This window comes from Pseudomonas sp. TE3728 (assembly GCF_056279145.1).
The window spans coordinates 5910636-5937107 of the sequence record NZ_JBWBQT010000001.1; the positions used below are offsets into that span (position 1 = coordinate 5910636).

27 protein-coding genes are annotated in these 26472 nt (G+C 59.6%); 13 read left to right on the top strand and 14 right to left on the bottom strand.

Annotation, left to right across the window (positions count from 1 at the left end):
- Positions 1 to 5 precede the first annotated feature (5 nt).
- Entirely contained in the window at positions 6 to 593 is a 588-nt protein-coding gene (locus ACZ89R_RS26040; RefSeq protein ID WP_205887150.1) for a UPF0149 family protein, read from the bottom strand.
- A 413-nt stretch (positions 594 to 1006) separates the two neighbouring features.
- Here ACZ89R_RS26040 and recQ point away from each other — a divergent pair, with 413 nt between their 5' ends.
- The 4 genes from recQ to ACZ89R_RS26060 all read left to right on the top strand — a co-directional run bounded on the left by recQ (position 1007) and on the right by ACZ89R_RS26060 (position 6091).
- Positions 1007 to 3133, top strand: a complete 2127-nt coding sequence (gene recQ, locus ACZ89R_RS26045) for a DNA helicase RecQ (protein ID WP_218394144.1) — start codon at positions 1007 to 1009, stop codon at positions 3131 to 3133.
- 121 nt (positions 3134 to 3254) lie between these two features.
- Positions 3255 to 3689, top strand: coding sequence for a MarR family transcriptional regulator (locus ACZ89R_RS26050; protein ID WP_008074924.1), 435 nt, complete (start codon positions 3255 to 3257; stop codon positions 3687 to 3689).
- A 128-nt stretch (positions 3690 to 3817) separates the two neighbouring features.
- Positions 3818 to 5653, top strand: a complete 1836-nt coding sequence (locus ACZ89R_RS26055) for a motility hub landmark protein FimV (protein WP_429547654.1) — start codon at positions 3818 to 3820, stop codon at positions 5651 to 5653.
- Between the two features lie 150 nt (positions 5654 to 5803).
- Complete coding sequence (locus ACZ89R_RS26060) at positions 5804 to 6091, top strand: Rdx family protein (protein WP_192345668.1); 288 nt, start codon at positions 5804 to 5806, stop codon at positions 6089 to 6091.
- Here ACZ89R_RS26060 and ACZ89R_RS26065 read toward each other — a convergent pair.
- Together ACZ89R_RS26065 and ACZ89R_RS26070 are read right to left on the bottom strand one after the other, a co-directional pair.
- Positions 6085 to 6978 carry a DMT family transporter gene (locus tag ACZ89R_RS26065; RefSeq protein ID WP_429547653.1) on the bottom strand — a complete coding sequence of 298 codons (894 nt, stop codon included), beginning with the start codon at positions 6976 to 6978 and terminating at the stop codon, positions 6085 to 6087. The two genes, ACZ89R_RS26060 and ACZ89R_RS26065, sit on opposite strands and share 7 nt — an antisense overlap.
- Positions 6979 to 7074: 96 nt before the next feature.
- Positions 7075 to 7833, bottom strand: a complete 759-nt coding sequence (locus tag ACZ89R_RS26070) for a helix-turn-helix transcriptional regulator (protein ID WP_429547652.1) — start codon at positions 7831 to 7833, stop codon at positions 7075 to 7077.
- 136 nt (positions 7834 to 7969) lie between these two features.
- On the opposite strand from ACZ89R_RS26070, the gene ACZ89R_RS26075 reads away from it, so the two are divergent.
- The gene (locus ACZ89R_RS26075) at positions 7970 to 8785 is read left to right on the top strand and encodes a UDP-2,3-diacylglucosamine diphosphatase (RefSeq protein ID WP_429547651.1); all 816 of its coding nucleotides are present in this window, start codon (positions 7970 to 7972) and stop codon (positions 8783 to 8785) included.
- 96 nt (positions 8786 to 8881) lie between these two features.
- Here the strand turns inward: ACZ89R_RS26075 and ACZ89R_RS26080 are convergent, their stop codons facing one another.
- Positions 8882 to 9472: an HD domain-containing protein gene (locus ACZ89R_RS26080; protein ID WP_429547650.1), complete on the bottom strand. Its 591-nt coding sequence runs from the start codon at positions 9470 to 9472 to the stop codon at positions 8882 to 8884.
- Positions 9473 to 9563: 91 nt separating this feature from the next.
- Positions 9564 to 9875 carry an Mpo1-like protein gene (locus tag ACZ89R_RS26085; protein ID WP_429547649.1) on the bottom strand — a complete coding sequence of 104 codons (312 nt, stop codon included), beginning with the start codon at positions 9873 to 9875 and terminating at the stop codon, positions 9564 to 9566.
- 159 nt (positions 9876 to 10034) lie between these two features.
- Here ACZ89R_RS26085 and ACZ89R_RS26090 point away from each other — a divergent pair, with 159 nt between their 5' ends.
- Positions 10035 to 11096, top strand: coding sequence for an AraC family transcriptional regulator (locus ACZ89R_RS26090; RefSeq protein ID WP_429547648.1), 1062 nt, complete (start codon positions 10035 to 10037; stop codon positions 11094 to 11096).
- Here ACZ89R_RS26090 and ACZ89R_RS26095 read toward each other — a convergent pair.
- On the bottom strand, positions 11053 to 12507 hold the full coding sequence (locus tag ACZ89R_RS26095; RefSeq protein WP_429547647.1) for a TrkH family potassium uptake protein: 1455 nt from the start codon (positions 12505 to 12507) through the stop codon (positions 11053 to 11055). The genes ACZ89R_RS26090 and ACZ89R_RS26095 overlap by 44 nt on opposite strands.
- Positions 12508 to 12630: 123 nt before the next feature.
- Here ACZ89R_RS26095 and ACZ89R_RS26100 point away from each other — a divergent pair, with 123 nt between their 5' ends.
- On the top strand, positions 12631 to 13197 hold the full coding sequence (locus tag ACZ89R_RS26100; protein ID WP_429547646.1) for an NAD(P)H nitroreductase: 567 nt from the start codon (positions 12631 to 12633) through the stop codon (positions 13195 to 13197).
- Positions 13198 to 13321: 124 nt separating this feature from the next.
- On the opposite strand, the gene ACZ89R_RS26105 is transcribed toward ACZ89R_RS26100, so the two are convergent.
- From ACZ89R_RS26105 to ACZ89R_RS26130, 6 genes are all read right to left on the bottom strand, one after another.
- Positions 13322 to 14662, bottom strand: a complete 1341-nt coding sequence (locus ACZ89R_RS26105) for a sensor histidine kinase (RefSeq protein WP_429547645.1) — start codon at positions 14660 to 14662, stop codon at positions 13322 to 13324.
- A gap of 174 nt (positions 14663 to 14836) precedes the next feature.
- Positions 14837 to 15286, bottom strand: a complete 450-nt coding sequence (locus ACZ89R_RS26110) for a Spy/CpxP family protein refolding chaperone (protein ID WP_429547644.1) — start codon at positions 15284 to 15286, stop codon at positions 14837 to 14839.
- Between the two features lie 271 nt (positions 15287 to 15557).
- Positions 15558 to 16235, bottom strand: a complete 678-nt coding sequence (locus ACZ89R_RS26115) for a response regulator transcription factor (protein WP_008010984.1) — start codon at positions 16233 to 16235, stop codon at positions 15558 to 15560.
- A gap of 7 nt (positions 16236 to 16242) precedes the next feature.
- Positions 16243 to 16653: an SH3 domain-containing protein gene (locus ACZ89R_RS26120; RefSeq protein ID WP_429377547.1), complete on the bottom strand. Its 411-nt coding sequence runs from the start codon at positions 16651 to 16653 to the stop codon at positions 16243 to 16245.
- 110 nt (positions 16654 to 16763) lie between these two features.
- Positions 16764 to 17063 carry a YciI family protein gene (locus ACZ89R_RS26125; protein WP_008074905.1) on the bottom strand — a complete coding sequence of 100 codons (300 nt, stop codon included), beginning with the start codon at positions 17061 to 17063 and terminating at the stop codon, positions 16764 to 16766.
- Between the two features lies 1 nt (position 17064).
- Complete coding sequence (locus ACZ89R_RS26130; protein ID WP_123495966.1) at positions 17065 to 17661, bottom strand: septation protein A; 597 nt, start codon at positions 17659 to 17661, stop codon at positions 17065 to 17067.
- Positions 17662 to 17748: 87 nt separating this feature from the next.
- On the opposite strand from ACZ89R_RS26130, the gene ACZ89R_RS26135 reads away from it, so the two are divergent.
- The 5 genes from ACZ89R_RS26135 to rluB all read left to right on the top strand — a co-directional run bounded on the left by ACZ89R_RS26135 (position 17749) and on the right by rluB (position 22626).
- Positions 17749 to 18612, top strand: coding sequence for a PHP domain-containing protein (locus tag ACZ89R_RS26135; protein ID WP_429547643.1), 864 nt, complete (start codon positions 17749 to 17751; stop codon positions 18610 to 18612).
- A gap of 13 nt (positions 18613 to 18625) precedes the next feature.
- Positions 18626 to 19255, top strand: coding sequence for an L-threonylcarbamoyladenylate synthase (locus tag ACZ89R_RS26140; protein WP_123495970.1), 630 nt, complete (start codon positions 18626 to 18628; stop codon positions 19253 to 19255).
- 60 nt (positions 19256 to 19315) lie between these two features.
- Positions 19316 to 20074: a segregation and condensation protein A gene (locus tag ACZ89R_RS26145; RefSeq protein ID WP_253548957.1), complete on the top strand. Its 759-nt coding sequence runs from the start codon at positions 19316 to 19318 to the stop codon at positions 20072 to 20074.
- Positions 20075 to 20085: 11 nt separating this feature from the next.
- Entirely contained in the window at positions 20086 to 21060 is a 975-nt protein-coding gene (gene scpB / locus ACZ89R_RS26150) for an SMC-Scp complex subunit ScpB (RefSeq protein WP_429547642.1), read from the top strand.
- Positions 21061 to 21360: 300 nt separating this feature from the next.
- Positions 21361 to 22626, top strand: coding sequence for a 23S rRNA pseudouridine(2605) synthase RluB (rluB, locus tag ACZ89R_RS26155; RefSeq protein ID WP_008074896.1), 1266 nt, complete (start codon positions 21361 to 21363; stop codon positions 22624 to 22626).
- Between the two features lie 233 nt (positions 22627 to 22859).
- Here rluB and ACZ89R_RS26160 read toward each other — a convergent pair whose 3' ends face one another.
- On the bottom strand, positions 22860 to 23825 hold the full coding sequence (locus ACZ89R_RS26160; protein WP_123495976.1) for a M29 family metallopeptidase: 966 nt from the start codon (positions 23823 to 23825) through the stop codon (positions 22860 to 22862).
- A 67-nt stretch (positions 23826 to 23892) separates the two neighbouring features.
- Positions 23893 to 24030 (bottom strand): hypothetical protein, encoded by a 138-nt coding sequence (locus ACZ89R_RS26165; RefSeq protein ID WP_007938535.1) that lies wholly within the window; start codon positions 24028 to 24030, stop codon positions 23893 to 23895.
- A gap of 931 nt (positions 24031 to 24961) precedes the next feature.
- Between ACZ89R_RS26165 and ACZ89R_RS26170 the strand changes: the two genes are divergently transcribed.
- Positions 24962 to 26383 (top strand): amino acid permease, encoded by a 1422-nt coding sequence (locus tag ACZ89R_RS26170; RefSeq protein WP_429547641.1) that lies wholly within the window; start codon positions 24962 to 24964, stop codon positions 26381 to 26383.
- Positions 26384 to 26472 lie beyond the last annotated feature (89 nt).

A 26472-nucleotide genomic window follows, 5' to 3' on the forward strand; every position in this document is an offset into this window, starting at 1 on the left:
AAACCTTAGTGGTGACGTGGCTTGAGAATCGCCGGTTTCTCGTCTGGCGCGTTGCACAGCAGGTACAGCGCGGTCAGGGCTTCCGGGATCTGCACGATCATGTCGTCCATCAGGTTGGCGTCGGCCGCGATGTCGGAGAATTCAGGCTGTTCGTCGAACAGACCCGAACCGACCATGATCGGCAGCAGCATTTCGCTGACTTCGTCTTCGGCGGTTTCGAACCAGGCCGCTTCGCGCAGGAACACGCCTTCCATGAAACCGATGCACCAGCCGCGCAGGTCGGAATCGTCCGGGTCGTCGCCCAGATCGAGCTCGCATGGCAGCTCGAACTCTTCGTCGGACGCCAGTTGGCGGGCGATGTGCGCCTTGAGCAGCAGCAGGGTGGATTCGATCGCTTCACGCTCGGTGTCGTCGGCGTAATGCGGCTCTTCGGCGAAGAGCGCGTCGATCCATTCACGGTCGGGAACGCTCTCGGAACAGATCGACAGCGCGGTGAGGTAGCCGTGGGCGGCCACGTAGTCCAGCGCCTCGTCATGCAGCTCGTCGGCGTCGAGGAAGACTTGCAGGCGGGTTAGTTGCTCAGCGAAGGACATTAAAGGGCTACCTTGGGGAATATACGATGCGGGAATTCTAGGCCTTCTTGAGCGCTTGGGCCAGCCGCGCGGTGTATTTGCAGCCCGGGCACACCGCGCGCCCGTGTAGGAGCTGCCGAAGGCTGCGATCTTTTGATCTTCAACCATTTCAGTCTCGCCGAAAATCAAGATCAAAAGATCGCAGCCTTCGGCAGCTCCTACAGAGGGGGCGTGTCAGTTTGCGCAATGCGCGTCTTATCAGTGGCGCCCTTTGCAGGGGAGGGCTCGGGTATACTCGCGCGTTTTGTGATGCCCTGCTGGCGTCACGGCTGAGATATGCAGCGTCATGCAATGCGCACTTACGATTTGTCGGTGCAGCTTTCATGATTCTGAACCAGCCTTGCAGGGATGTTTCGGTGATTTTTGGAGTTTTTATGCTCGAACAGGCTCAACGCGTCCTCAAGGACATCTTCGGCTACGACAGTTTCCGTGGCCGTCAGGGTGCAATCATTGAGCGCGTGGCCAGTGGCGGCGATGCCCTGGTGCTGATGCCTACCGGGGGCGGCAAGTCCTTGTGCTTCCAGGTGCCGGCACTGCTGCGCGAAGGCCTGGCGGTGGTGGTATCGCCGCTGATCGCGCTGATGGACGATCAGGTCGCGACCCTCGAAGAGCTGGGTGTCGCCGCGGCGGCATTGAACTCCACGCTGAGCGCTGAGCAACAGCGTGATCTGGCGGCGCGGATCAAGCGCGGTGAGGTGAAAATGCTCTACCTGGCGCCCGAGCGCCTGGTTCAGCCACGCATGCTGGCCTTCCTGCAAAGCCTTGAAATCGCCTTGTTCGCCATCGACGAAGCGCACTGCGTGTCCCAATGGGGTCACGATTTCCGTCGGGAATACCTGCAACTGGGCCAATTGGCGGAATTGTTCCCCAGCGTCCCGCGCATTGCCCTGACCGCCACGGCCGACAAGCGCACCCGCGAAGAAATCGTCGATCGCCTGCATTTGCAGGATGCCGAGCGTTTCCTCTCGAGTTTCGACCGCCCCAATATTTTCTATCGCATCGTGCCCAAGGAACAGCCGCGCAAGCAGTTGCTGGCGTTCCTCGCCGAGCGGCGCAGCGACGCCGGCATTGTTTACTGCCTGTCGCGCAAGAAGGTTGATGAAGTGGCGGTGTTCCTCAGCGAGCAAGGTTTCCCGGCACTGCCATACCATGCCGGACTGCCCAACGACACGCGGGCCCATCACCAGAAGCGCTTCCTCAACGAGGAAGGGCTGATCATGGTCGCCACCGTGGCGTTCGGCATGGGCATCGACAAGCCTAACGTACGTTTTGTCGCGCACCTCGATTTGCCGAAGTCCCTTGAGGCCTATTACCAGGAAACCGGTCGCGGCGGTCGTGACGGCCTGCCGGCGGATGCCTGGATGGCGTACGGCCTGCAAGACGTGGTGATGCTCAAGCAGATGCTGCAAAACTCCGAAGGCGACGAGCGCCACAAGCGTCTGGAGCAGCATAAGCTCGACGCCATGCTTTCGCTCTGCGAAGAAACCCGCTGCCGCCGCCAGACCCTGCTCGCGTACTTCGACGAAGACATGCCCGAGCCCTGCGGCCACTGCGACAACTGCGTCGACGGCGTGCAGACCTGGGACGCCACCGAGCCGGCCCGTCAGGCGCTGTCGGCGATCTACCGCACCGGTCAGCGTTATGGCGTCGGTCATCTGGTCGACGTGCTACTGGGCAAGGACAACGAAAAGGTCCGCAGCTTCGGTCATCAGCATTTGTCGGTATACGGCGTAGGCAAAGCGATGGGGGAGAGCGAATGGCGCTCCTTGTTCCGACAACTTGTTGCCCGTGGTCTGGCGGACATCGACCTCGAAGGCTACGGCGGCCTGCGCCTGAGCGATACCTGCCGGCCATTGCTCAAGGGCGAAGTGACCCTGGAACTGCGCCGCGACCTCAAGCCGCAAACCACCGCCAAAAGCAGCAAGAGCCAGGCCAGCCAACTGGTTCGCGGTGAAGAACGCGAACAGTGGGAAGCCTTGCGTGCCCTGCGTCGCAAACTGGCCGAAGAGCATGGCGTGCCGCCGTACGTCATCTTCCCCGACTCGACGCTGCTGGAAATGCTCCGCAGCCAGCCAACTTCGCTGGCGCAAATGGCCACGGTCAGCGGTGTCGGCGCGCGCAAACTGGAACGTTACGGCGAGGCCTTCCTCGAAGTGCTCGGCGGCCAGGTCGAGGCGCCGAAAGTGGTGGCAGATGTGCGTCACGAGTTGATCACGCTGGCCCGGGCCGGCATGACTCCGCTGCAGATCGCCGGTCAGCTGCAATGCTCGGAAAAGAACGTTTACACAATGCTTGCCGAGGCCATCGGCAAGCAGCAGCTGTCACTGGAACAGGCGCTGGACCTGCCTGAAGAGTTGATGGGCGAAGTTCAGGACGCTTTCCTCGACGGCGAGGGCGAGTTGCCATCGGTATCAGAGATTGCCGCGCTGTTCGCGGGAAGAGTTCCAGAAGGCGTTTTGTATTGCGTTCGTGCCGCCCTGCAGTCGGAATTCGAAGTCTGAATGACCTGCGGCATAGATGTAACGATTCAGTACAGGAGCAAGCCTTGCCTATAGCCAAAGGTCATGCTTAGCTGACTAATAATTAGCTTTTCTCTATTTTCAGTCTAACCATGAGTGTTTTATGCCGTTAACCGATCAACACCGCTTTGGCATGCAACTGGCCCAGATGTCTCGGGGCTGGCGTGCCGAACTGGACCGCCGATTGGCTGGCCTGGGTCTGTCCCAGGCGCGCTGGCTGGTGCTACTGCATTTGGCACGTTTCGAGACTGCCCCCACCCAACGCGAACTGGCGCAAAGCGTCGGCGTCGAAGGGCCCACTCTGGCCCGACTGCTCGACAGCCTTGAAAGTCAGGGCCTGGTGCAACGCCAATCCGTGCTGGAAGATCGTCGGGCAAAAAAAATCGTCCTCTGTGCCCCGGCCCGGCCCTTGATCGAACAAATTGAAACCATTGCCACTCAATTGCGCCACGAACTGTTCGAAGGCGTTGATGAGGCGGATTTGAAAGTCTGCATGCGAGTCCACGGGCACATCCTGGGTAACCTGGAAAAATCTTGAGGCATAACCACGCGCCAGACTTTTGAGATACCCCGTTGGGCAGACTATAAAGAACTACTAGGCAATATCGTGTTCGTACCGGATGTGCGAATACGTACAGGTTGGTTCAGGTTATCTAAGGGATGCTCATGCTCGAGAGTTGGCTCGTTGTATTGCGGTGTTGCACCAGGCTGCTGCTGGTCGGTGGTGCTGTCACTTACTCGGCATTGGCCCCTGCGCTCGGGTTGGGTGAGATCACCCAGCATTCGGCGTTGAATCAGCCGTTCAATGCCGACATTGCTTTGGTGGACGCTGGCGGCCTGGCGGAGGGCGAGCTATCGGTCAGCCTGGCGACGGCGGACGAGTTCAGCCGCGCCGGTGTTGAGCGGGTGTTCTTCCTCAACGACCTGAAGTTCACACCGATCCTGCGGGGCAACCGCAGCCTGATCCGCGTAACCTCCAGCAAACCGGTCAATGAACCCTTCCTGAATTTTCTGGTGCAGCTCAATCAGCCCAACGGGCGTTTGCTGCGTGAGTACACAGTGCTGATCGATCCTCCGGGGTCACCGGGAATTGTTCCCGTCAACGACGACCCCGCGCCGCGCCCTCAGTCTTCCGCGTTCCCGTCCGTCGAACCGGCTGTTGCACCGCCACCTGCTGCGAAGGCGGCGACGCCCAAGCCTGATATCGATAAACCAGCTGCCGTGCCTGGGAATGATGCTGTTGCCGAACAGCTGGCCGCCAGCGTGCTGCAGAACCAACAGTTGCAAAAGACCATCGATGAACTCAATGCCAAGCTTCAGGCTCAGGACGAGCAGATCGCCGGGCAGAAAAAGCAGGTGATCGAGCTGCAAACCCAATTGGCGGAAGTCAAACAGGCACCGGTAGAGCCGGTCGTGCCCCAGGTGACGGCACCTGCGCCCGTTGTAGAAGAGGAATCTGAACCGACTCCGTGGCTGCTGATCATCGGGTTGCTGGCTCTGGTGGTATTGCTATCGCTCGCTGTCTACATTCGCCGCCAACGACAGCAGGCTCAGGCTCAGGCTCAGGCTCAGGCTCAGGCTCAGGTCCAGGCCGAGCCGTTACCTGTGCAGCCGTTGCGTCATGAACCGGTGCCCCACCGCACGGAAGAACCGATCAGGCCGGCGTCCCAGCCGCAACCGCTAGCCGGATCGGTCGAAGAGACTCCCGCAGGCGACGTGCTGGAAGGGGTGGGTATCTATCTGGCGTATGGCCGTTTGTCCGAGGCGGCCGGTTTGTTGCGAGACGCGTTGGCCAGGGAACCCCAGCGCACCGATCTGGCCGTGCAGCTGTTGGAGGTCCTTGGTAAACAGGGCGACGTGCAAGCTTATGATGCACAGGAAAGCAGCCTGCGAGACGCCGGGTTCGATGCACAGCAACTTCAGGACATCCGCGCCCGCCATCCGAAACTGATCAGCGCCGCACCGGTGATCGCCGCCGTGGCAGTGGTTCCTCCCACCCCTGCAATCCCTGAAACGGCACCGAGCGATGAATTCCAGTTGAACCTCGATGACCTGTCGATGGATTCGAACTGGGACCTGATCAGCCCCTTCGAAAACTCATCATCCAGCGCCAAACCCTCGAATGAGCCAGCGCAGGCAGACGAGCCCGGGTTCACCTCGAACCTGCACGTGTTGCCCGATGTTTTCGAAATGCCCGAGGAGCCGACGCTGGACGAGCCCGAGCTTGAATGGATCGCCGAACCAGACGCTCAATCGCTGGACGAGACCTTTCTCAACGAGTTCAGCGACCCCGGCCAGCCGCTGGAGCTTGAGCCGCTGAGTGCTGAGTTGATGGATCTTGAACCGGCCGGGCCGAGCAGCGCGGGCAAACTCGAACAGGCCCAGACCTGCATCGACGACGGCGATCTGGACAGCGCCATCGAGCTGCTTAACGAGTTACTCAAGGAAGGTGACGAACCGCTCAAGGAAACGGCCCGGACGCTGTTGGCCGGTATTCGCTGAAGATCAAAAGATCGCAGCCTCGTTGCACTCGACAGCTCCTACAGATGTACACATATCCCTGTAGGAGCTGTCGAGTGCAACGAGGCTGCGATCTTTTCGGTTATGCGGTTTATCATGGCGACGCCCCTAGGCCCAGGAGTTTTGCCAATCATGACCGCACGCAAACCGGAAATCGTCATCACCTATTGCACGCAATGCCAATGGCTGTTGCGCGCTGCCTGGCTGGCCCAGGAACTGCTCAGTACCTTCGGCGACGATCTGGGCAAAGTATCTCTGGTGCCCGGCACCGGCGGGGTTTTTCACATTTTCTGTGACGATGTGCAGCTCTGGGAGCGCAAGGCCGACGGTGGTTTTCCCGAGGCCAAGGTGCTCAAGCAGCGGGTTCGCGATCAGATCGATCCGGACCGCGACCTGGGCCACAACGACCGCCCTCAGTGAGACGCGGCTTCTACCGCCGCGGCGTTCTTGCTAGAACTGCCGGACAATCGGCTGGAAGCCACGATGGCCACGATGATCAGCGCGCCGCCAATCAACATGCGCAGGGTCGGATTTTCATCGAACAACAACCAGGCCAGGGTGATGCCGTAAACCGGCTCCAGAGCAAACACCACTGACGCGGTCCGGGCTTTGATCACCGCCAGGCTGGCGACGAACAGGCTGTGGGCGACGCCGGTGCAGAACACCCCGAGCAGCCCGATCCACAACCAGTCGATGGCGCGCACTTCGCTCAACTGCGGTACCGCCACCGGCAGCAGACAGATCGCTACCACTACGTTCTGACACAGTGCAGCCTGCACCGGCGGAATTCGTCCGGAGCTGGCGCGGTTGGTCAGGGACAGCAGGGCGAACAACAAGCCGGAAGCCACCGCCCACAACAGGCCAGTGGTGGCGCCGCTGGCCAGATCGAAATCCGGTGTGACCAGCACCAATCCGATGCTGACCAGCACCACCAGCAGGATTTCATTGGCGCGGATGCGCTCGCGGAAGATCAGCCCTTCGAGGATCACGGTAAATGCCGGGAAACTGGCAAACCCCAGTGTCGCGATTGCCACCCCGGCGACCTTCACCGCGATAAAGAAACTCACCCAGTGTCCGGTCAGCAGCAAGCCACTGAGCAGCAGTCGACGCAGGTCCACGGCGTCGAGTTTCTGCCAACGGGTACCGCTTGCGAACCGTGCGAAAAACGCCAGGGCGAGGACAGCAAACGCGGCACGGCCGAACACGATGATGGCCGGCGAAGCGGCGGCGAGTTTGCCGAATACACCGGTCAGGCCGAACATCAGTGCACCGATATGCAGAGCGCCAAGGGCGGTACGGGGAGTCATTGCATTCCTTGATAAAGCGTATCGAATCCAGCCGACAACCATCGGCCCCTGTAATTGAATCGTGCCGGGCCGGTTATGTCTGTCGCCAGACTCGCGTCATTTGTCGCCAGCCTCGCGGCGCAATTTACCGGGCGAGGCTCCGAACTCACGCAGCATTGCCGCGGCGAACGCACTCTGCGAGCTGTAGCCGACCCGACAGGCGATCTCGCCAATGGGCAGCGCTGAATCGCGCAACAGGCCCACGGCAATGTGCAGCCGACGACTGCGAATGTAGTCCATCGGCGTTTGCCCGCATTCCGCCACGAACCGCGCATGCAACCGCGCACTGGACAGCCCGGCAATGCGCGCCAGATCGGCGACTTGCAGTGGATAGGCCGCGTATTGATCGATGTGCGCATTCAGCGCCGCATAGGGCAGGCGCCGACCGCCCACACTGTCGGGTTTGGCGTTGTTCAGGCTGGCCAGCAACAGCACCGCGCCTTGCTGCGCAATCAGCGGATCTTTGATCTGACTGCCTGCCAGCCAACTCACCAGTTGGCTTTGCCCGGCGTCCAGCGACAGGCGCCCGGCATTGTCGAGCAAGCGGCGACTGGCTTCGGCGTGATCGCCAAGGGACTGCGAAACCCACTGGTCGCTCGGCACATCCAGTACCAGGCAACGACTGCCATGGGCGCTGTCACAGGCATGATGCGCCCCCGACGGCACCACCACGAAACTCTGCTGCACCACCTGACTACCACGCCCTTCGACCTCGAAGTCCAGCGCGCCCGACAGCCCGAACACCAGTTGCGCGTGGTCGTGGCTGTGGACGATCAGGTCGTGGGTGTACTGGCGTAGCGTGAGGATCGGTCTCATCGCAGGTCTCCTGTGCAGGTCGCCAGTCTACACCGGGTGCGGCCCGACTCGCGCTGTCACAAGACTGACTTGCCACTGTCATGGGCAATTCACCCGACCGGCGCAAGCTTGCCAAAACTTGTTCTGAGGGTTGCCCATGACCAGCGCCGAGCTCGCCAAACCCAGCCGTAAGCAACGTGTGCGGACCTTGTGGATTTCCGATGTGCATTTGGGCACCCGGGACTGCCAGGCCGAACACCTGTCGCAATTTCTCAAGGGCTACCACGCGGACAAGGTCTACCTGGTCGGCGACATCATCGATGGCTGGAAGCTGCGCAGCGGCATGTATTGGCCGCAAGCGCATACCAATGTGATTCGTCGCCTGCTGACCATGAGCAAGCGCGGCACAGAAGTGATCTACGTCACCGGCAACCATGACGAATTCCTGCGCCGTTATTCGAAGCTGATGCTGGGCAATATCCAGCTGGTGGACGAAGCCGTGCATGTGACCGCCGATGGCCGTCATCTGCTGGTGATTCACGGCGACCAGTTCGACGTGATCACCCGTTACCATCGCTGGTTGGCGTTTCTCGGCGACTCGGCCTACGAATTCACCCTGACGCTCAACCGCTGGCTCAACCATTGGCGTGCCCGTTATGGCTACGGCTACTGGTCGTTGTCGGCGTACCTCAAGCACAAGGTCAAGACAGCCGTCAGCTTCATCAGCGATTTTGAAGAAGCCATCGCCCACGAATGCGTCAAACGCGAGTTGCACGGTGTGGTGTGCGGGCACATTCACCATGCCGAGATTCGCAAGGTCGGCGAGGTGGATTACCTCAATTGTGGGGATTGGGTGGAGTCGTGCACGGCACTGATCGAGCATTGGGATGGCTCGATCGAGCTGTATCGGTTGGCCGATGCCCAGGCGCGGGAGGCTGAGTTGAAGGCGGTGAAGGTCGCCGAGCCGGTATAAAAGACAAAGCAAAATCAAAAGATCGCAGCCTTCGGCAGCTCCTACAGGGGTTCGCGTTTCCTTGTAGGAGCTGCCGAAGGCTGCGATCTTTTGATCTTAGGCCGGCGAATGTTCTTCCATCGCCGCCTTGTAAATCGAATTCTTCGGCTGCGCAAACAGCCGTTCCACCATCGGCTCGAAGAAGCTCAGCGGCAGCGTGTCGTACGCTGGATCAAACGCCGCCGCATCGTACCGGGCGCAAAATTCGATGGTCGCCTGATACTGCGGATGACCGCTGAATTGCTCGCGCAAATGCCGATCCATGCCCAAGTGATGAAAGAAGTAATAACCCTGGAAGATCCCGTGTTTTTCTACCATCCACAGGTTCTCGGCGTTGACGAACGGCTTGAGGATCGCCGCGGCGATGTCCGGGTGATTGTAGGAGCCCAGCGTGTCGCCGATGTCATGGAGCAGGGCGCAGACCACATATTCTTCGTCGCGACCATCGCGCCAGGCGCGGGTGGCGGTTTGCAGGGAGTGGGTCAGACGATCCACCGGGAAACCGCCGAAATCCCCCTCCAGTAACTTCAGGTGCGCCACGATCCGTTTGGGCAATTGCCGGGCATAGGCGCTGAAATCTGCGGCGATGATCGCCCAGTCTTCCTGTGTGCCGTCCTGCATATGGGTAAAACGGGCATGGGCATTCATCGTCTATCCTCTTGTTCTGATCGAAAGGGATGTGTTGAGTGTAGGACTTGGATCCAACGCTGCATTGGCTACACAAGACGCTTTTGTGGCCCTAGAACGGCACGCGACCCAGAATCATGTCGCGGTACATGACGAAATCGCCGAGCAGGCTGTAAAGAGGATGCTGGAAGGTGGCAGGGCGATTCCTCTCGAAGTAGAAATGCCCGACCCAGGCAAAGCTATAACCGGCCAGCGGCAGGGCCAGCAACATCCACCAGGCGCTGTTGCCGATGGTCAGCGCCAGAATGAAAATAACCAGAGAGGTGCCGACAAAGTGCAATCGTCGACAGGTGCTGTTGCGATGTTCGCTGAGGTAATACGGGTAAAACTCAGCGAAGCTATTGAAGCGCTTGATGTTTTCCACGACTGCAATCTCTGTGGTGGCTGTGCACCCGACAAGTTGTTCTGCGGATAGCTTATTTAAGTCTAGAGTGATCATTGGTATCAGCCAGTGACAATAGGCGCCACTTTAGTATCCTTGGGTATTGGGTCGTGGCATGCGGCCATTACGTAGTAAACCGCCATGAGCGAACGAACGACTTCTGCAAGCTGGGCGATGGGGATTGTCAAAGCACTGGAAATGGACGGCCTGGATTGCCGGGTTCTGTTCAAGCAGCTAGGGCTCGACTATGCGGCACTGGATGACCCGGATGCGCGCTTCCCGCAAGATTCCATGACGCGGCTCTGGCAGCGCGCGGTCGAGCTGTCCGGCAACCCGGCGATCGGCCTGAACATGGGGAAGGTGGTGCGACCGGCCTCGTTCCATGTCGCCGGTTATGCGTTGATGTCCAGCCAGACCCTGGCTGAAGGCTTTCAACGTCTGGTGCGTTATCAGCGAATCATCGCCGAAAGTGCTGACCTGAGTTTCCGATTGCTGGATGAGGGGTATGCGCTGATTCTGACGGTCCATGGCGACCACCTGCCGCCGACCCGACAGAGTGCCGAAGCATCAATGGCCTGCGCCCTGGCACTTTGCGGCTGGCTGACCGGCCGTACGCTGCAGCCGCGCAAGGTCTTGCTGCAAGGCGCTAACCCTGTTGATCTTGAACCTTATAAACAAGCCTTTCATGCCCCGTTGATGTTCAACGCGCCTTATGACGCCTTGATCTTCGAGCGCGCCGACATGGAGGCACCGCTACCCACCGCCAACGAGGCCATGGCGCGGCTGCACGACCGGTTTGCCGGCGAGTACCTGGCGCGGTTTTCCGAGAGCCGCGTGACCCACAAGGCACGGCAGGTGTTATGTCGTCTGCTGCCCCAGGGTGAACCCAAGCGTGATACGGTGGCCCAGACGCTGCACTTGTCGCAACGCACCTTGCAGCGGCGCTTGCAGGAAGAGGGCACGAGTTTTCAGACCTTGCTGGATGACACCCGACGTGAACTGGCCGAGCAATACCTGGCGCAACCGAACATGACCCTGCTGGAAATTGCCTACCTGCTGGGGTTTGCCGATCCGAGCAACTTCTTCCGCGCCTTCCGACGCTGGTTCGATTCCACGCCCGGCGAATACCGGACGCGGCTGATGGAAGCGCCCATGCGGATTAGTGACGCCAGAACGCCGGGATGCACAGGACAAACACGGTAATGATCTCCAGCCGGCCCAGCAGCATACCGAACGAGAGAATCCACTTCGCTGCATCCGGCAGGCTGGCGAAGTTACCCGCCGGGCCAATCGTTTCGCCAAGCCCCGGGCCTACGCCAGACACCGTGGCGGCCGCGCCGGTCAGTGCGGTCATCCAGTCCACGCCCAGTAGCGACAGCAGCAGTGCGATGACACAAATGGTGATGGCGAAGAAGAACGAAAAGGTCAGGATCGAGCGCACGATCTCTTCGTCGAGACGGTGGCCGTTGTATTTCTGCTTGATCACCGCGCGCGGGTGAATCAACTGGTTAAGGTTGGCCTTGAGCAGAATGTAGGCAACCTGGAAGCGAAAAATCTTGATCCCGCCAGCGGTCGAACCCGAGCAGCCGCCAACAAACCCCAGATAAAAGAACAGCATCAGTGAGAAGTTGCCCCAGAGGCTGTAATCCCCCAGTGCAAAACCGGTGGTGGTCACCACCGACGTCACGTTCAGCGCCACATGCCGCAAGGCTTCCAGCCAATGCAGCTGGGTAGTCCACCAGTACCAGGTGCCGAGCACCAGCCAGGTCACCAGCAACATACCGAGCAGCCCTTGAACCTGTTCATCCTTGATCAGTGCCCGACGGTTACCGCGTAACGTGGCGACATACAGGGTGAACGGCAGGGCACCGAGAATCATGATGACGATCGCGACCCAATGTACAGCAGGCTCCGGCCACTTGGCCAAAGACTGGTCGGAGGTCGAGAAACCACCGGTGGAAATCGCCGACATCGCGTGGTTGATCGCATCGAACGGACTCATCCCGGCCCACCAGAACGCCAGGCTGCCGAAAATGGTGATGCCGACGTAGGCCGCAACGATCAAACGCGCAACCATGTGCGAACGGGGCATGACTTTTTCGGAACGGTCCGACGACTCGGTCTGAAACAGCCGCATGCCACCGATGCGCAACAAGGGCAGAATCGCTACCGCCATGCCGATAAAACCGATGCCACCAATCCAGTGCAGCAATGAACGCCACATCAGGATGCCGGGGGACATGTTGTCCAGGCCGTTGAGCACCGTCGCTCCAGTGGCGGTAATGCCGGACATGCTTTCGAAGAATGAGTCGGTGTAGCTGATGTGCTGGGTCAGCAGGAACGGCAGGGCGGCGAAGATGCATACCACCAGCCAGCTACTGACGGTCAGCAGGTACATGTCTCGCGGACGCAGATGGATGTGCTCGGGGCGCCCGGGTATCACCAGGGCCAGGCCGGCGACAAAGGTGATCATGCTCGCCCAGAGGAACGACGGCAGGTCGCTGGTGCGTTCGAAGATCACCAGGGTGGCCATGGGTACAACCATGGCGATGGCCAGCGTGATCAGGAAGATGCCGATGATGAAACCAATGATCCGTAAGGTCGGCAACGCCATGAAGTCCGCTCGGGCTGATAGTAGGGAAGGGCGCCATTCTACCTGCGGGGCAGGGCATGTAAACCGACGCCGTCGCGACAGTTGACGCTAGAATAGCCAAACATTTTCTACAGGAGGTGGCCGATGCAGGCTCTCGACGCTTTGCTCAACCGTGTTTCCGTCCCACGACTGCTCGATCCGGCACCCACTGCCGAGCAGCGCGAAGTGCTGTTTGCCGCCGCGATGCGCGCGCCAGACCATGGCCACTTGCAGCCGTGGCGCTTCCTGACAGTCGAAGGCACGGCGCGCGAGCAGATGGGCGAGTTGCTGGCCGAGGCGGCGAAGCTGCAAGACAGTGATGTGTCCGAAGCCTTGCTGGACAAGGCGCGCAACGGCCCGCTGCGTGCGCCGCTGGTGGTTGTGGTGATTGCCCGATTGCAGGACCACGCCAAGTATCCCAAGTCCGAGCAACTGTTGGCGGCCGGTTGTGCGGCTCACGGGATTTTGCTGGCCGCTTATGCGCAAGGCATTGGCGCGGTGTGGCGCACCGGTGAGTTGGCTTATTCGGCGCATGTGGCCAAAGGTTTGGGATTGGCGGAAGGGGAAGAGGTGATTGCGTTTCTTTACCTGGGCACGCCGCAGAAAGAACCGCGGGTGGCGGAGAAAGTTGATTTGACCGAGTTTGTTAGCGCCTGGCCCGGTAAGGCCTGAAGATCAAAAGATCGCAGCCTCGTTTCACTCGACAGCTCCTACAGGGATATATGTACATCTGTAGGAGCTGTGTAGGAGCTGTCGAGTGAAACGAGGCTGCGATCTTTTTGCATCACCACTGCACTTATGGCTGCACCAAAGCCCCCGGCACCAACGGCAATTCCAGACTGGCAACAAACCCGCCCTCCGGATGATTGGCCAGCACCAGACTGCCGCCATGGCGCTCCGCCGCACGACGCGCAATGGCCAGCCCGAGGCCATGCCCGGCCGCTGTTTGCCCCGGTGCCCGATAGAACGGTTCAGCCAGCTGATTCAAATGCTCGGTTTCTACGCCGGGACCGTGATCGCGCACGCTGACGACAATCCTGTCGCCCTGGCGAGACGCCTGCATTTCAATCGGTTGCCCGACCGGGTTAAAGCGCTGGGCATTGCGTAGCAGGTTGTCCACGGCACGCTCGATCATGGTCGGCCAGCCTTTGAGGTTCAGTTGTGGCTCGACCTCAAGGTGCACGTTCTGCTCGGGCGAGCCCAACTGAGCGTCTTTTTGCAGGGTAGTGAGCAGCGCGTTTAGATCGACTTCTTCGGCACTGGCGTTGTCGGCATCGACGCGTGCCAGTACCAGGATTTCGCTGATCAACGCTTCCAGTCGATCGCATTCACGGGTCAGGCGTGGCCAGAGTTTTTCCCGCTCCTCAGGGTTGGCCCGCTCGGCCAGCGCCAAGGCAATGCGCAGTCGGGCCAGAGGTGAACGCAACTCGTGAGACACGTCCCGCAGTAATTGCCGCTGGCTGCCGATCAGGCTTTGCAGGCGTGCGCCCATGCGATTGAAGTCGTTGGCCAGCACACCGAATTCATCGCGGCGGTTGGCCAGTTTCGCCAGGCTGTTTTGTTGATACGTTGTCTGCCCCAGGTCATGCACGGCGCTTCGTAAACGGCTCAGTGGTCGCGTGATGGAAAAGGTCACCAGCAAGCTGAACAGAGTCAACACCACCAGTGCGATGCCCAGTGCACTCAACGGCCAGAGCAGGCTTTCGCGGTGCCAGGCGTCCAGTTCCGGGTGCGGGACGCGATAGATCAGCAGATAGGTGTCGCCTGTCTTGGCGCTGGTGTATTCATCGGTCAGACGCCGCCATGGCAGGCGTCGATCATCGTTGTTCTGTCGTGCTTCGAAGGCCGCCGCCCGCCGTGGAAAGGTACCGCGTACCACCGGGTCACCTGCCTCGTTGAGCACTTGAACGTTGATGTGATACTGACGCTTGCGCTGTTCCAGAATGTCCTGGGCGGCTTCTTCTCCCTGGCTTTCGTAGGTTTGCGTCCACTGTTCGGCCAAGGTGTTGAGGCCCGGGTGGCGACTGAGAATCCACGCGTCCTGGTTGAGCATGTGCCCGAGCAGAATGGAAAGCCCTGCAACCAGAGCGATGGCCAGCCAGAAGCTGGCTAGAATACGCCAGAACAATGAGCGCACAGAAAATCCTCAAACAAGCACAAATCCTTGTGGGAGCGGGCTTGCTCGCGAAGGCGGTGTGTCAGTCAGCAAATGCTTTACCTGACACACCGCCTTCGCGAGCAAGCCCGCTCCCACATTAGACTGAGTGGCAACAGACCCAACGGGTTAGCCGTCGGGTCCGGGGTTAGCGCATTATTGCGCTTTTTGCGCTTGCTGCGCTTTCCAGGCCTTGAACTCGGCCCATTCAGCGCGACGCTCAGCCTTTTTCTTCTGGATCTCGTCGAATTGCTTCTGTTGATCCGGTTTCAGCAGTGCGCGAACGTCGGCTTCGGCTTTCTTGTGCTTGGCCACCATCTCGTCTTTCAGGGCTTTCTGATCGGCTGGCGAGAGTTTTTCCAGGTACTTGTCGACCAGTTGCTGACGCTCATGCATCTGCTCGCCCATGATCTTGCGGATTTGCTCGCGCTGTTCGCGGCTCAGGTCCAGTTGGCTGTAAGGGCCTTTACCGTGCATGCCGTGCATCTGACCGCCGTGGCGTGAGCCGTCCATGTGGTCACCCATGGGACCTGCGCCTTCAGGCATGGCCATGGCAACGGTCGGCAGGGCGGCAGCAAACATCAGAGCGATAAGAGTCTTGCGCATGGTGTATCTCCTTGTCTCGTTCCCGGTACGTTCCGGATGTGTGCAGATTACGCAGATCAAGGTCAGCGGCGGTCAGCGGAGCGTAAAGCTTGGGTAAAGACGATTTTCTACCTTCCTGACAATTCCACGATGTACCACGGTGCGACGTAGGAGCTGCCGAAGGCTGCGATCTTTTGATTTTGCTTTACCGGCCAAGATCAAGATCAAGATCAAGATCAAAAGATCGCAGCCTGCGGCAGCTCCTACAGGGGATCGCAGGTCGTGCTTGGATTCAGAGGCTGTAGTAGTAACCGCGACTGCGCAGGGCCACGATGCGTGGGCGACCGTCGGGGTGCGGGCCGATTTTTTTGCGCAGGTTGCTCACGTGCATGTCCAGGCTGCGGTCGTACAGGGTCAGTTTGCGACCGAGGGCGATTTGTGCCAGTTCCTGTTTATCCAGTGGTTCGCCGGGCTGCTTGAGCAGGGCTTCGAGCAGACGGCTTTCGGAGACGGTGAGGGTGAATTCCTGTTCATCGATGCTGACCACGCCACGCACCGGGCTGAAGCACAAGTCACCCAATTCGAGCTGGCTGGAAACTGCCGTCGGATGACTGCGGCGCAACACTGCGCGCAGACGGGCTGTCAGCTCTCGTGGGTCGCACGGTTTGGCCAGATAATCATCGGCACCGAGTTCCAGGCCGAGAATGCGGTCCAGCGGTTCACCACGGGCCGACAGCATCAGCACTGGCAAATCCGGATGGTCGCTGCGCAGTTGCTTGAGCAGTTCCAGGCCACTGCCGTCTGGCAGCATCACGTCCAGCACCACGGCCGCCGGGGACGTTTCGGCCAACGCCCGGCGCGCGCTCTGGCCATCGTGGCAGGCGCGGACCTGAAAGCCTTCCTGGCTCAGCCAACTACTCAGGAGCTCACACAGCTCCTGGTCATCATCAATTAATAACAGCTCGCTCATGACTCACTCAATTTAGCCATTGCCGACGTTTTCTACGTGCACCACTGGCGAAGATACCGCAGAGCAGCGCCAATAGCGCTACCCCGGCCCCGATCACGAACCACTGTTGCTGATCTGTCAGCAGACGTGGCAGCGGGCTGGCCTGGATTTCCTTGAGTTGCAGCTTCAGGCGCTGATTCTCTTGGCGCAACCGGCTCAACTGAGCGCTTTCGCGTTCGCCATCGGTATTTTGCAATTGTTTGCTCAGTGCTTCTCGTTGCTGCTCGCTTGCCTTCAAGCGCTGCTGCAACTCGGTGATCTGGCTGCCGGCACTCAAGGACAGCGGCGTGGAATTGCCAACATCGGCGCTTTCTTCACCGTGGGCGGGCGCCATGATCGACAACGTCACCAACATCAGACACAACGGACCTTTGCGCATCGCAACTCCTGATTCCAATACGAGTATTGGGCAGGTTGTCGGCCGGTAAACGAGAATAATGAGCGATTGAACGCGCGATGAACCGACAAGGTTCATCGCGCGGGAGGGCTTTATGGCAGGACTTGCTTGAACGGCTTGACCAAAACGTTGGCGTAGACGCCTGCGGCGATGTACGGATCGGCGTCGGCCCAGGCTTGGGCTGCGCTCAAGGAATCGAATTCGGCAACGATCAGGCTGCCGGTGAAACCCGCCGCGCCCGGATCATTGCTGTCGACGGCCGGGTGCGGGCCGGCCAGTACGATACGACCTTCGCCTTTAAGCACTTGCAGGCGCTCAAGGTGCGCAGGCCGTGCGGCCAGGCGGGCTTGCAGGGAGTTGGCGACGTCTGTGGCAATGATTGCGTAAAGCATGTCAGTCCTCGGTTTTTGGCGTGGTGGTATCGGCGTCGTGCAGGTGGCGGGACAGGTAAATGCCCTGGGCGACCAGGAACAGCAACGTCATGCCCAGGCTGCCGAAGACTTTGAAGTCGACCCAGTAGCTCTGGAAGGTGAACGCAACAAACAGGTTGGCGGCGCCGCAAAACAGGAAAAACCCGATCCAGGCGATGTTCAGACGGGTCCAGACCGGCTCTGGCAGGGTCAGTGCGTGGCCCATGATGCGTTTGATCAGCAGTTGGTCACCGATGAAGTGGCTGCCGATGAACCCGAGGGCGAACAGCCAGTTGACCACCGGGGCTTTCCATTTCAGGAACGTCTCGCTGTGGAACGCCAGGGTCAGGCTACCGAAGACCAGGCAGGCGATGAGGGTCAGCCACTGGCTCTTCTCCAGCTTGCGCTGCTTGATGAACAGCGTGCCGTAAACCACCAGGGAGCTGATGATCAGCACGGCGGTGGCGCTGTAAATACCACCGACAGACAGTTGATAACCGCCAATATCGACGACCCGTGGATCGATTTTGAAGACGATGAAAAACAGCAGAAGCGGGATGAAGTCGATGAATTGTTTCACAGTGGCAGCCAGAAGCAGGATGTGGCGGCATAATAACAAACATATTGACGCGCGATAGCGTCAGCTGATTTGAGGTTACACAGTCCTGTGAATGTTGATTTGCACTGCCATAGCACGGCTTCCGACGGCGCCCTCGCGCCTGCGGTACTGGTTGCGCGTGCGTTCGAGAAAGGCGTGCGAGTCCTGGCCTTGACCGATCACGACACCCTTGAGGGCCTCGACGAGGCCCGTAGCGCCGCGACGGCACTGGGGATGCAACTGGTCAATGGCGTCGAATTGTCCTGCACCTGGGGCGGGGCGACCATTCACGTTTTGGGCTATGGTTTCGACGTCAAGGCGCCGCCGTTGGTCGAGGCCATCGCAACATTGCACGATGGTCGCTGGTTACGGTCCGAAGAAATAAGCCGCAAGTTGGCGTTGAAAGGCATGCCGGGGGCGCTCGACGGCGCTCGGGCCATTCAACAGGAACTGGGCGACAGCGGTAACGCGCCGGCCCGTCCGCACTTCGCCGACTGGATGGTGCGTGAAGGTTTCGTCAAGGATCGCGCCGAAGCGTTCCGCAAATGGCTGGGCGCCGGCAAACTGGGCGACGTCAAACAACACTGGCCGACCCTGGAGGACACCGTCGCAACCCTGCGCGCCGCGGGTGCCTGGGTCAGCCTGGCGCATCCCTGGCACTACGATTTCACTCGCAGCAAGCGTCGTCGCCTGATTGCCGACTATATTCAAGCAGGGGGCCACGCGATAGAAGTGGTCAATGGCCATCAACCCGCCGAGCAGGTGGGCAGTTTGGCGATTCTAGCCCGCGAGTTTGGTCTGCTGGTCAGCGCCGGCAGTGATTTTCATGGCCCTGGAGGCTGGTCCGAGATCGGTGAATACCGCCCGGTTCCGGAGGATCTGCCACCACTGTGGTGTCGATTCAAACATGACCCAATTATTGCCGTCGTCTGAACAGGTAGAGAATGTGAGTCAATTTTTCCAGATTCATCCGGAAAACCCGCAAGCGCGCCTGATCAAACAGGCTGTCGAGATCATCCGCAACGGCGGGGTGGTGATTTATCCCACAGACTCTTCCTACGCCATTGGTTGCCAGATCGGCGACAAAAACGCCGTGGAGCGTGTGCGTCGGCTACGTCAGCTGGATGAGAAGCACAACTTCGCGCTGATTTGCAGCGACCTGTCGCAGTTGGGGCTGTTTGCCAAGATCGACACCGGCACCTTCCGTGTGCTCAAGGCTCACTTGCCTGGCCCTTACACCTTCATTCTCAACGCCACCCGCGAAGTCCCGCGGCTGTTGTTGCACCCGAAAAAACGCACCATCGGCCTGCGTGTGCCAAGCCATCCGATTGCCCTGGCATTGCTGGAAGAACTCGGCGAGCCGCTGATGAGCGTGACCCTGATCATGCCCGGCGACACCGACCCGTTGAGCGATCCTTACGAAATGCGCCAGTTGCTTGAGCATCAGGTGGACCTGATCATCGACGGCGGTTTCGGCGGGATCAAGGCGTCCACCGTGATCAGCCTCGCCGACGGCGAACCGGAAATCATCCGCGTCGGTTGCGGCGACCCTGCGCCTTTCATGGCCGAGGCCTAGATGTCTGCAGTAGAACCCGTCGACAGCCAGGCCGGCGCCCAGCAAGAACTGCCTTTCGCCATGGTCTATGGCCAGGCGGTCATGGAAATGCCGCTGGACTTGTACATCCCGCCGGATGCGCTCGAGGTCTTTCTTGAGGCCTTCGAAGGCCCGCTCGACTTGCTACTGTACCTGATCCGCAAACAGAACATCAACATCCTCGACATCCCGGTGGCGGAAATCACCCGGCAGTACATGGGCTATGTCGAGTTGATGCAGTCGGTGCGCCTGGAGCTGGCCGCCGAGTACCTGGTGATGGCCGCGATGCTCGCCGAGATCAAGTCGCGGATGCTGTTACCCCGTGCCGAGACGATCGAAGACGAAGAGGACGATCCTCGCGCCGAGCTGATTCGCCGCTTGCAGGAATACGAGCGCTTCAAGGCTGCAGCCGAAGGCATTGATGGCTTGAGCCGCGTCGGCCGCGACGTGGTGGTGCCCAAGCTCGACGCCCCGGAAGCCCGGGCGCGCAAACTGTTGCCGGATGTGAGCCTGGAAGAGTTGCTGATGTCCATGGCCGAGGTCTTGCGCCGTGGTGACATGTTCGAAAGCCACCAGGTCAGCCGTGAAGCGCTGTCCACTCGCGAGCGCATGAGCGATGTACTGGAACGGCTCAAGGGCGGCGGTTTTGTGCCCTTTGTCGAGCTGTTCACCGCTGAAGAAGGGCGCCTGGGGGTGGTGGTGACCTTTATGGCGATCCTCGAACTGGTCAAGGAATCCTTGGTCGAGCTGGTGCAGAATGAGCCGTTCGCGGCGATCCATGTCCGGGCCCGAGCCGAATAACGAGTTGAATCATGAACCTGACTGAACCCCGCGAGCTGGCGCCACTGCTTGAAGCCTTTCTGTTGGCCTCGGGAAAACCGCAATCGCTTGAACGCCTGTTCGAACTCTTCGAAGAAGGCGAGCGGCCCGAGCCCCCTGTGTTCAAGAAAGCGCTGACGATTCTGGCCAAATCCTGCGATGGTCGTGCTTTCGAGTTGAAGGAAGTCGCCTCCGGGTATCGCCTGCAGATCCGCGAAAAGTTCGCGCCGTGGGTAGGACGTTTGTGGGAAGAGCGGCCGCAACGCTATTCCCGTGCCATGCTCGAAACCATGGCCCTGATCGCCTATCGCCAGCCGATCACCCGGGGCGAGATCGAAGACGTGCGCGGCGTGGCCGTCAACAGCCACATCGTGAAAACCCTGCTGGAGCGTGAGTGGATCCGCATCGTCGGTTACCGCGACGTACCCGGCAAACCGGCGATGTTCGCCACCACCAAGGCGTTTCTCGATCACTTCAACCTGAAGAATCTCGACGACCTGCCGCCGCTCGCCGAACTGCGCGAACTTGAACCCGATCCTGTGCTCGATTTTGACGACGCGCCCGTGCCTGCCAGCCTGCAGGAATTGGCTGATGCCAGCGCCGAGCCGGAAGAACCCAAGGAAGAAACCAGTTTCCACACTCTGTTGCTGGAACTGGACACCATGGAAGAGGGGCTCAAGACCGACTTCGACGATTTGCTGCGCGATGGGATGGTGACCGAGACGGAAGGAGAGTCGGTTCAACCCGAGCCTGAAACCGAAGTTGAACCTCAGGTCGAGGCTGACGCCGAAGTAGAACCAGAGCAGGAAGACGACATTCTTGGTGTCGCCGAGGCTCGCGAAAAGCTCCTGGCCGCCGTCGCCGCGCTCGAACAGCCGAAACCCGAGCCCGAACTGAGCGACGAAGAAGCCGAAGCCAAGGCCCTCGCCGAAGCGATCGAAAACGAACGCCGCCAATTCGACGACTGACCCGAATCCTGTGGGAGCGAGCCTGCTCGCGATAGCGGTCTATCAGTCACTTTGATGCTGAATGTACTGCCATCATCGCGAGCAGGCTCGCTCCCACAAGGGTTCCGTGTTCTCCGGTTGATTAAACTCGGCACCACCGTTTGGCGCAAAAGCAAATAACCGACGGTCGATCAGCTAGTCTCTGATGCGCGAACGTCTCCATGAGCGTATGATTCGCGGCCCTTTGGCGATCTTCGTCAAACGACCAGCTTTCACATCTTCAGGCACAAGCCTGAACAGACCACACCGGGAGGTGCCCAGATGAGTATCAACGACCAGAAAGACGACCAGGAAATCGGCCCAGCAGGCGAAAAGCTGCAGAAAGTCCTCGCCCGTATCGGCGTCGGCTCGCGCCGTGACGTAGAAGCCTGGATCAGCCACGGCCGCATCAAGGTCAATGGCAAAGATGCCACCCTCGGCCAGCGCGTCGACCTGCATGACGCCATCACCATCGATGGCCGGGTGATCAAGCGCGAAGAAGCCGCCGAGTCGGTACGTCGCGTGATCATGTACAACAAACCCGACGGTGAAATCTGCACCCGTAACGACCCTGAAGGTCGTCCGACCGTGTTCGACAAGATGCCGCGCCCGAAAGAAGGTCGCTGGATCAACATCGGTCGTCTGGACATCAACACCACCGGTTTGCTGATGTTCACCACCGACGGTGAATTGGCCAACCGCCTGATGCACCCCTCCTACGAAATGGACCGTGAATACGCGGTACGTGTACGTGGCGAAGTCGACGACGAGATGATTGAACGCCTGAAGGCAGGCGTGGTGCTCGAAGACGGTCCGGCCAAGTTCACCGACATCAAACAGGCTCCGGGTGGCGAAGGTTTCAACCACTGGTACCACTGCGTGGTGATGGAAGGTCGTAACCGCGAAGTCCGTCGTCTGTGGGAATCCCAGGGCCTGGTGGTCAGCCGCCTGAAGCGCGTGCGTTTCGGTCCGGTGTTCCTCAACTCCGACCTGCCGATGGGCCGCTGGCGCGAAATGAGCCAGTACGAAGTCGACATTCTCAGTGCTGAAGTCGGCCTGACCCCGGTGGCGATGCCGCAAATGAACGCCAAGAGCAAAGACAAGCTTGAGCGTATGCAGCGCAAATCGTCCCGTCCGGTGGGCAAGACCGAACGCGTGCGAACCCTGCGTCCAGCCGCGGGTTCGACCGCTGCCAGCCCGCGCGAATCCCGCGAGCCACAGATCGAAGGCGAACGCCCGGCCCGCAAGCCAGCACCACGTCAGGACGGCGAGCGCGGCCCACGCACGCCGCGTCCGGCCAACGGTCGCACTGAGCGTGGCGAAGGCCGTGGCGCGCCGTCCGGTGGTCGCAGCGATCGCGGTGCGCCTGCCGGTCGTGGTACGCCCGTGGCAGACCGCCCGGCCGACACCAAGCGCCCGGCCAAGCCGGCGCCGAAGAAACGTCCAGGCATCGTCCTGGTCGACCGTGACGCGCCATCGGGCAAACGCCGCGGCGCACCAGCCGGTTCCGGCCAGCGTCCGGGCTTCGGTCGTCGCAAGCCTGAGTAATCGGTGAGCGCTGCATGAAAAACGCCATCCCTCGGGATGGCGTTTTTTTTGGTCTGGTAAACCGGTTTTCAGAAAGCAGGTGAACCTGTGGCGAGGGAGCTTGCTCCCGCTGGGTCGCGAAGCGGCCCCAGAACCATTCACCTCGTTATGACTGGTAAACCGCATCGGCAGGTTTTGCGGCTGCTGCGCAGCCGAGCGGGAGCAAGCTCCCTCGCCACAGGGTCAGGTGTTGTTCAGAACACAAACCGCCGATCAAACAGCGGGTCATCATCCAGGGCCAACACGCCACTGGAGAAGATCAGGTCCAAATGATGGCTACCCTTGGCGCCACCGCCCAGCCCAAGGTGCAAGCCGCAATGGCGCTCCTCGAACCCGGCATTGCGCGCATACAAATCTTTCACGCCTTCGTTGGTGCCGATCCCCAATTCCTCGATTCGCCGATTGGACGGATTGGCGTCCAGGTACTTGTTGAAGTCATGTTCCAGCCCCGGCACATCGGTGGCGATTTTGCTGATGGTCGAGTTCTCGATCCACAACTCCAGCGGTGACGCCAATACGCCGTACTTGCGGGCAAACGGAATCGTACTGAGGAAAGTTCCCATAAACTTCACCCGGCCATTAATGGCCTCGCTATGAGTAGCGATCTCGCCGGGCGCCAGATCGAAGTTGCCGATACCGTTGATGTCGGTCCACTTCTTGATACTGCTCAAGGGTGTTTCGAACCACGACCCATGATCATCTTTGAAGCTCAGGGTGGTGGCGTGGGACATGCGCTGGATCAAGTGGCTGTTCAACCCGGCAATTCGCTGCGGGGTGACACTGAAGGTGTCGTAGAAGTAATCGCCGTAATCCTTGAACAGCAATGACTTCTTCCAGTTCTGCGCCATTACGCCCTGCAGCGCGCGGACAAACTCCGGGCCGTCGGGACGCGGGTTGGGTAGGGTGGAAGAGTCGTAGAAAAAAATGTACAGATCGCTGTCGGTAATTGCCTGGGCCAGCAACTCGGTGGGTTCGAGGTCCAGACGCATCGCGCTGAAGCTGAACCGTGGGCTGTTACCGGCCTGTTCGGCGATGGCGCAGGTGTGCGCCTCGTAATCAGCGGTATGGCCGAGCAAGACCTTCGCCGGATTGATACCGGCAATGGCAGGGTGATGTTCGAGGTAGTAAAGGAAATGCGAGATGGCGCGTTGCTTATCCATGTAGTCCTCCCTGACAAACCGAGAAAGTGGCAGGCACGACCGGCCGGATCGTGCCTGCCGGGATGTCTTACAGAGGCCACATCGCCGTGCCGAACGGAACAACCGCGTCGGCTTGCATCATTTCGACGGCGGCTTCGTGGGTCGGTGCTTCAAACCAATCGTCCAGTTGCAGTTCAGTGTCCAAGTCTTTGTCCAGTGCTTGCATGGTGAATCTCCTAGATGACTTTTAGGTAAGAACAGCGGCGTGCTTTTCACTCGTTGAAGAGCGCGTCAACGTGCCGGACGATGCAGTTCGGCAAGTCGCTGAAAACCTAGTTCACAGGGTTTTGGAATGCAAAAAAATAATTAAACAATTTTCATTTGAACTATTTATTCCGTTTTTCGAAATCCAATTTTCTTAATAAAAAACAGAAAACTAAGTCGGGTATTTACTTAGGAAGCTTCCTATCGTCAATTTACAGTCAATGGGCTTATGGATCTGATTTGGAAAATTTACGTTACGCCTTGTCAATAAAACCTTACGAAAAGCGCTCTCAAACCCCGTGGAATGCCGCGAGGGAAAGGTCTGTAAGGAAAACCTTCCGTCAGTCGGCGAGTTCGTGGTCTTCAAGGGCTCTGGCGCGCTTGTTTCAGCAGCGTATGAAGGATGAGATGCGCCCCATGCCTGTCGTGCAGGTGCATAACAAGAAGGAGGCGCAATGTACGCCGTGACTCATCTCCATCTCTCCCCCAAGGGCGATTTTTCCGCTGCCCTTATCGATGACCTGCAAAGGTCTGACTCAATTTTTGCAGTCGCCCGAGACCCTCGAGGCGGACACAGGCAATCCCGGCAACCGACGCGCTGATCCAGCGGTGTCTGGCAGCAGGGGGTTACAGGTGTACAATGCGCCGCGTTTTAACTGTGACCCTCTGTGCAACAGCGCAAACCTCAAGGCTATCCGCCTTGTTCACTCCGCCGCGTCACGAGCGTGTCGGGTTCGATTTCGTCACAGATAAAAACAAACAGGTGACGCATGACTGTCGTAAAAACGCTGAACTCCTGGTGCCTGCGCTGGGGTTTGATCGGCGCTGCTTGAAATCGCAACCGAGCAGCAACGTCTACTGAACATCATCAAACCTTGCGTGAGACCCTTTTCATGAGTGGACAAAACTCGCATTCAGGCGAGCTGAAACGCGGCCTGAAAAATCGCCATATTCAACTGATCGCCCTCGGTGGCGCGATCGGTACCGGGTTGTTCCTTGGCTCGGCCGGCGTGCTCAAATCCGCTGGCCCGTCGATGATTCTCGGCTACGCCATCTGCGGCTTCATCGCTTTCATGATCATGCGCCAACTCGGCGAAATGATCGTCGAAGAGCCAGTCGCCGGTTCCTTCAGCCACTTCGCCCACAAATACTGGGGCGGTTTTGCCGGCTTCCTGTCGGGCTGGAACTGCTGGATCCTGTACATCCTGGTGGGCATGTCCGAGCTGACCGCGGTCGGCAAATACATCCATTACTGGGCGCCGGATATCCCGACCTGGGTCTCGGCAGCCGGTTTCTTCGTGTTGATCAACCTGATCAACCTGGCCAACGTCAAAGTTTTTGGTGAGGCCGAGTTCTGGTTTGCGATCATCAAGGTCGTGGCCATCGTCGGTATGATTGCGCTCGGCAGCTACCTGCTGGTCAGCGGTGACGGCGGCCCACAAGCCTCTGTAACCAACCTGTGGGAACACGGCGGCTTCTTCCCGAACGGCGTTAGCGGTCTGGTGATGGCCATGGCGATCATCATGTTCTCCTTCGGCGGCCTGGAAATGCTCGGTTTCACCGCCGCCGAAGCCGATAAACCGAAAACCGTGATCCCGAAAGCGATCAACCAGGTGATCTACCGGATCCTGATTTTCTACATCGGTGCATTGGTGGTTCTGTTGTCGCTGACGCCTTGGGACAGCCTGCTGACGACGCTGAACGCGTCCGGCGATGCCTACAGCGGCAGCCCGTTCGTGCAAGTGTTCTCGATGCTGGGCAGCGACACCGCCGCGCACATCCTCAACTTCGTGGTACTGACCGCGGCGCTGTCGGTGTACAACAGCGGCACCTACTGCAACAGCCGTATGCTGCTTGGCATGGCCGAGCAGGGCGATGCGCCGAAGGCCTTGTCGAAGATCGACAAGCGTGGCGTACCGGTGCGTTCGATTCTGGCGTCGGCCGCCGTGACTCTGGTCGCGGTGCTGCTGAACTACCTGGTGCCGCAACATGCGCTGGAACTGTTGATGTCGTTGGTGGTGGCCACGCTGGTGATCAACTGGGCGATGATCAGCTTCTCGCACTTCAAGTTCCGTCAGCACATGAACAAGACCAGGCAGACGCCGCTGTTCAAGGCCCTGTGGTACCCGTACGGCAACTACATCTGCCTGGCGTTCGTGGTATTCATCCTTGGCGTGATGCTGCTGATCCCGGGCATCCAGATCTCGGTGTATGCGATTCCGGTGTGGGTCATCTTCATGTGGATCTGCTACGGCATCAAGAACAAGCGCAGTGCGCAGCAGGCGTTGCTGGCCGCAGGTTCCGCTGCCAAGTAAGTGCAAAGCGCAGAAACAACAAACCCGGCCATGTGCCGGGTTTTTTGTTTTCAGGGTTGATACAAAACCCTGTGGGAGCGAGCCTGCTC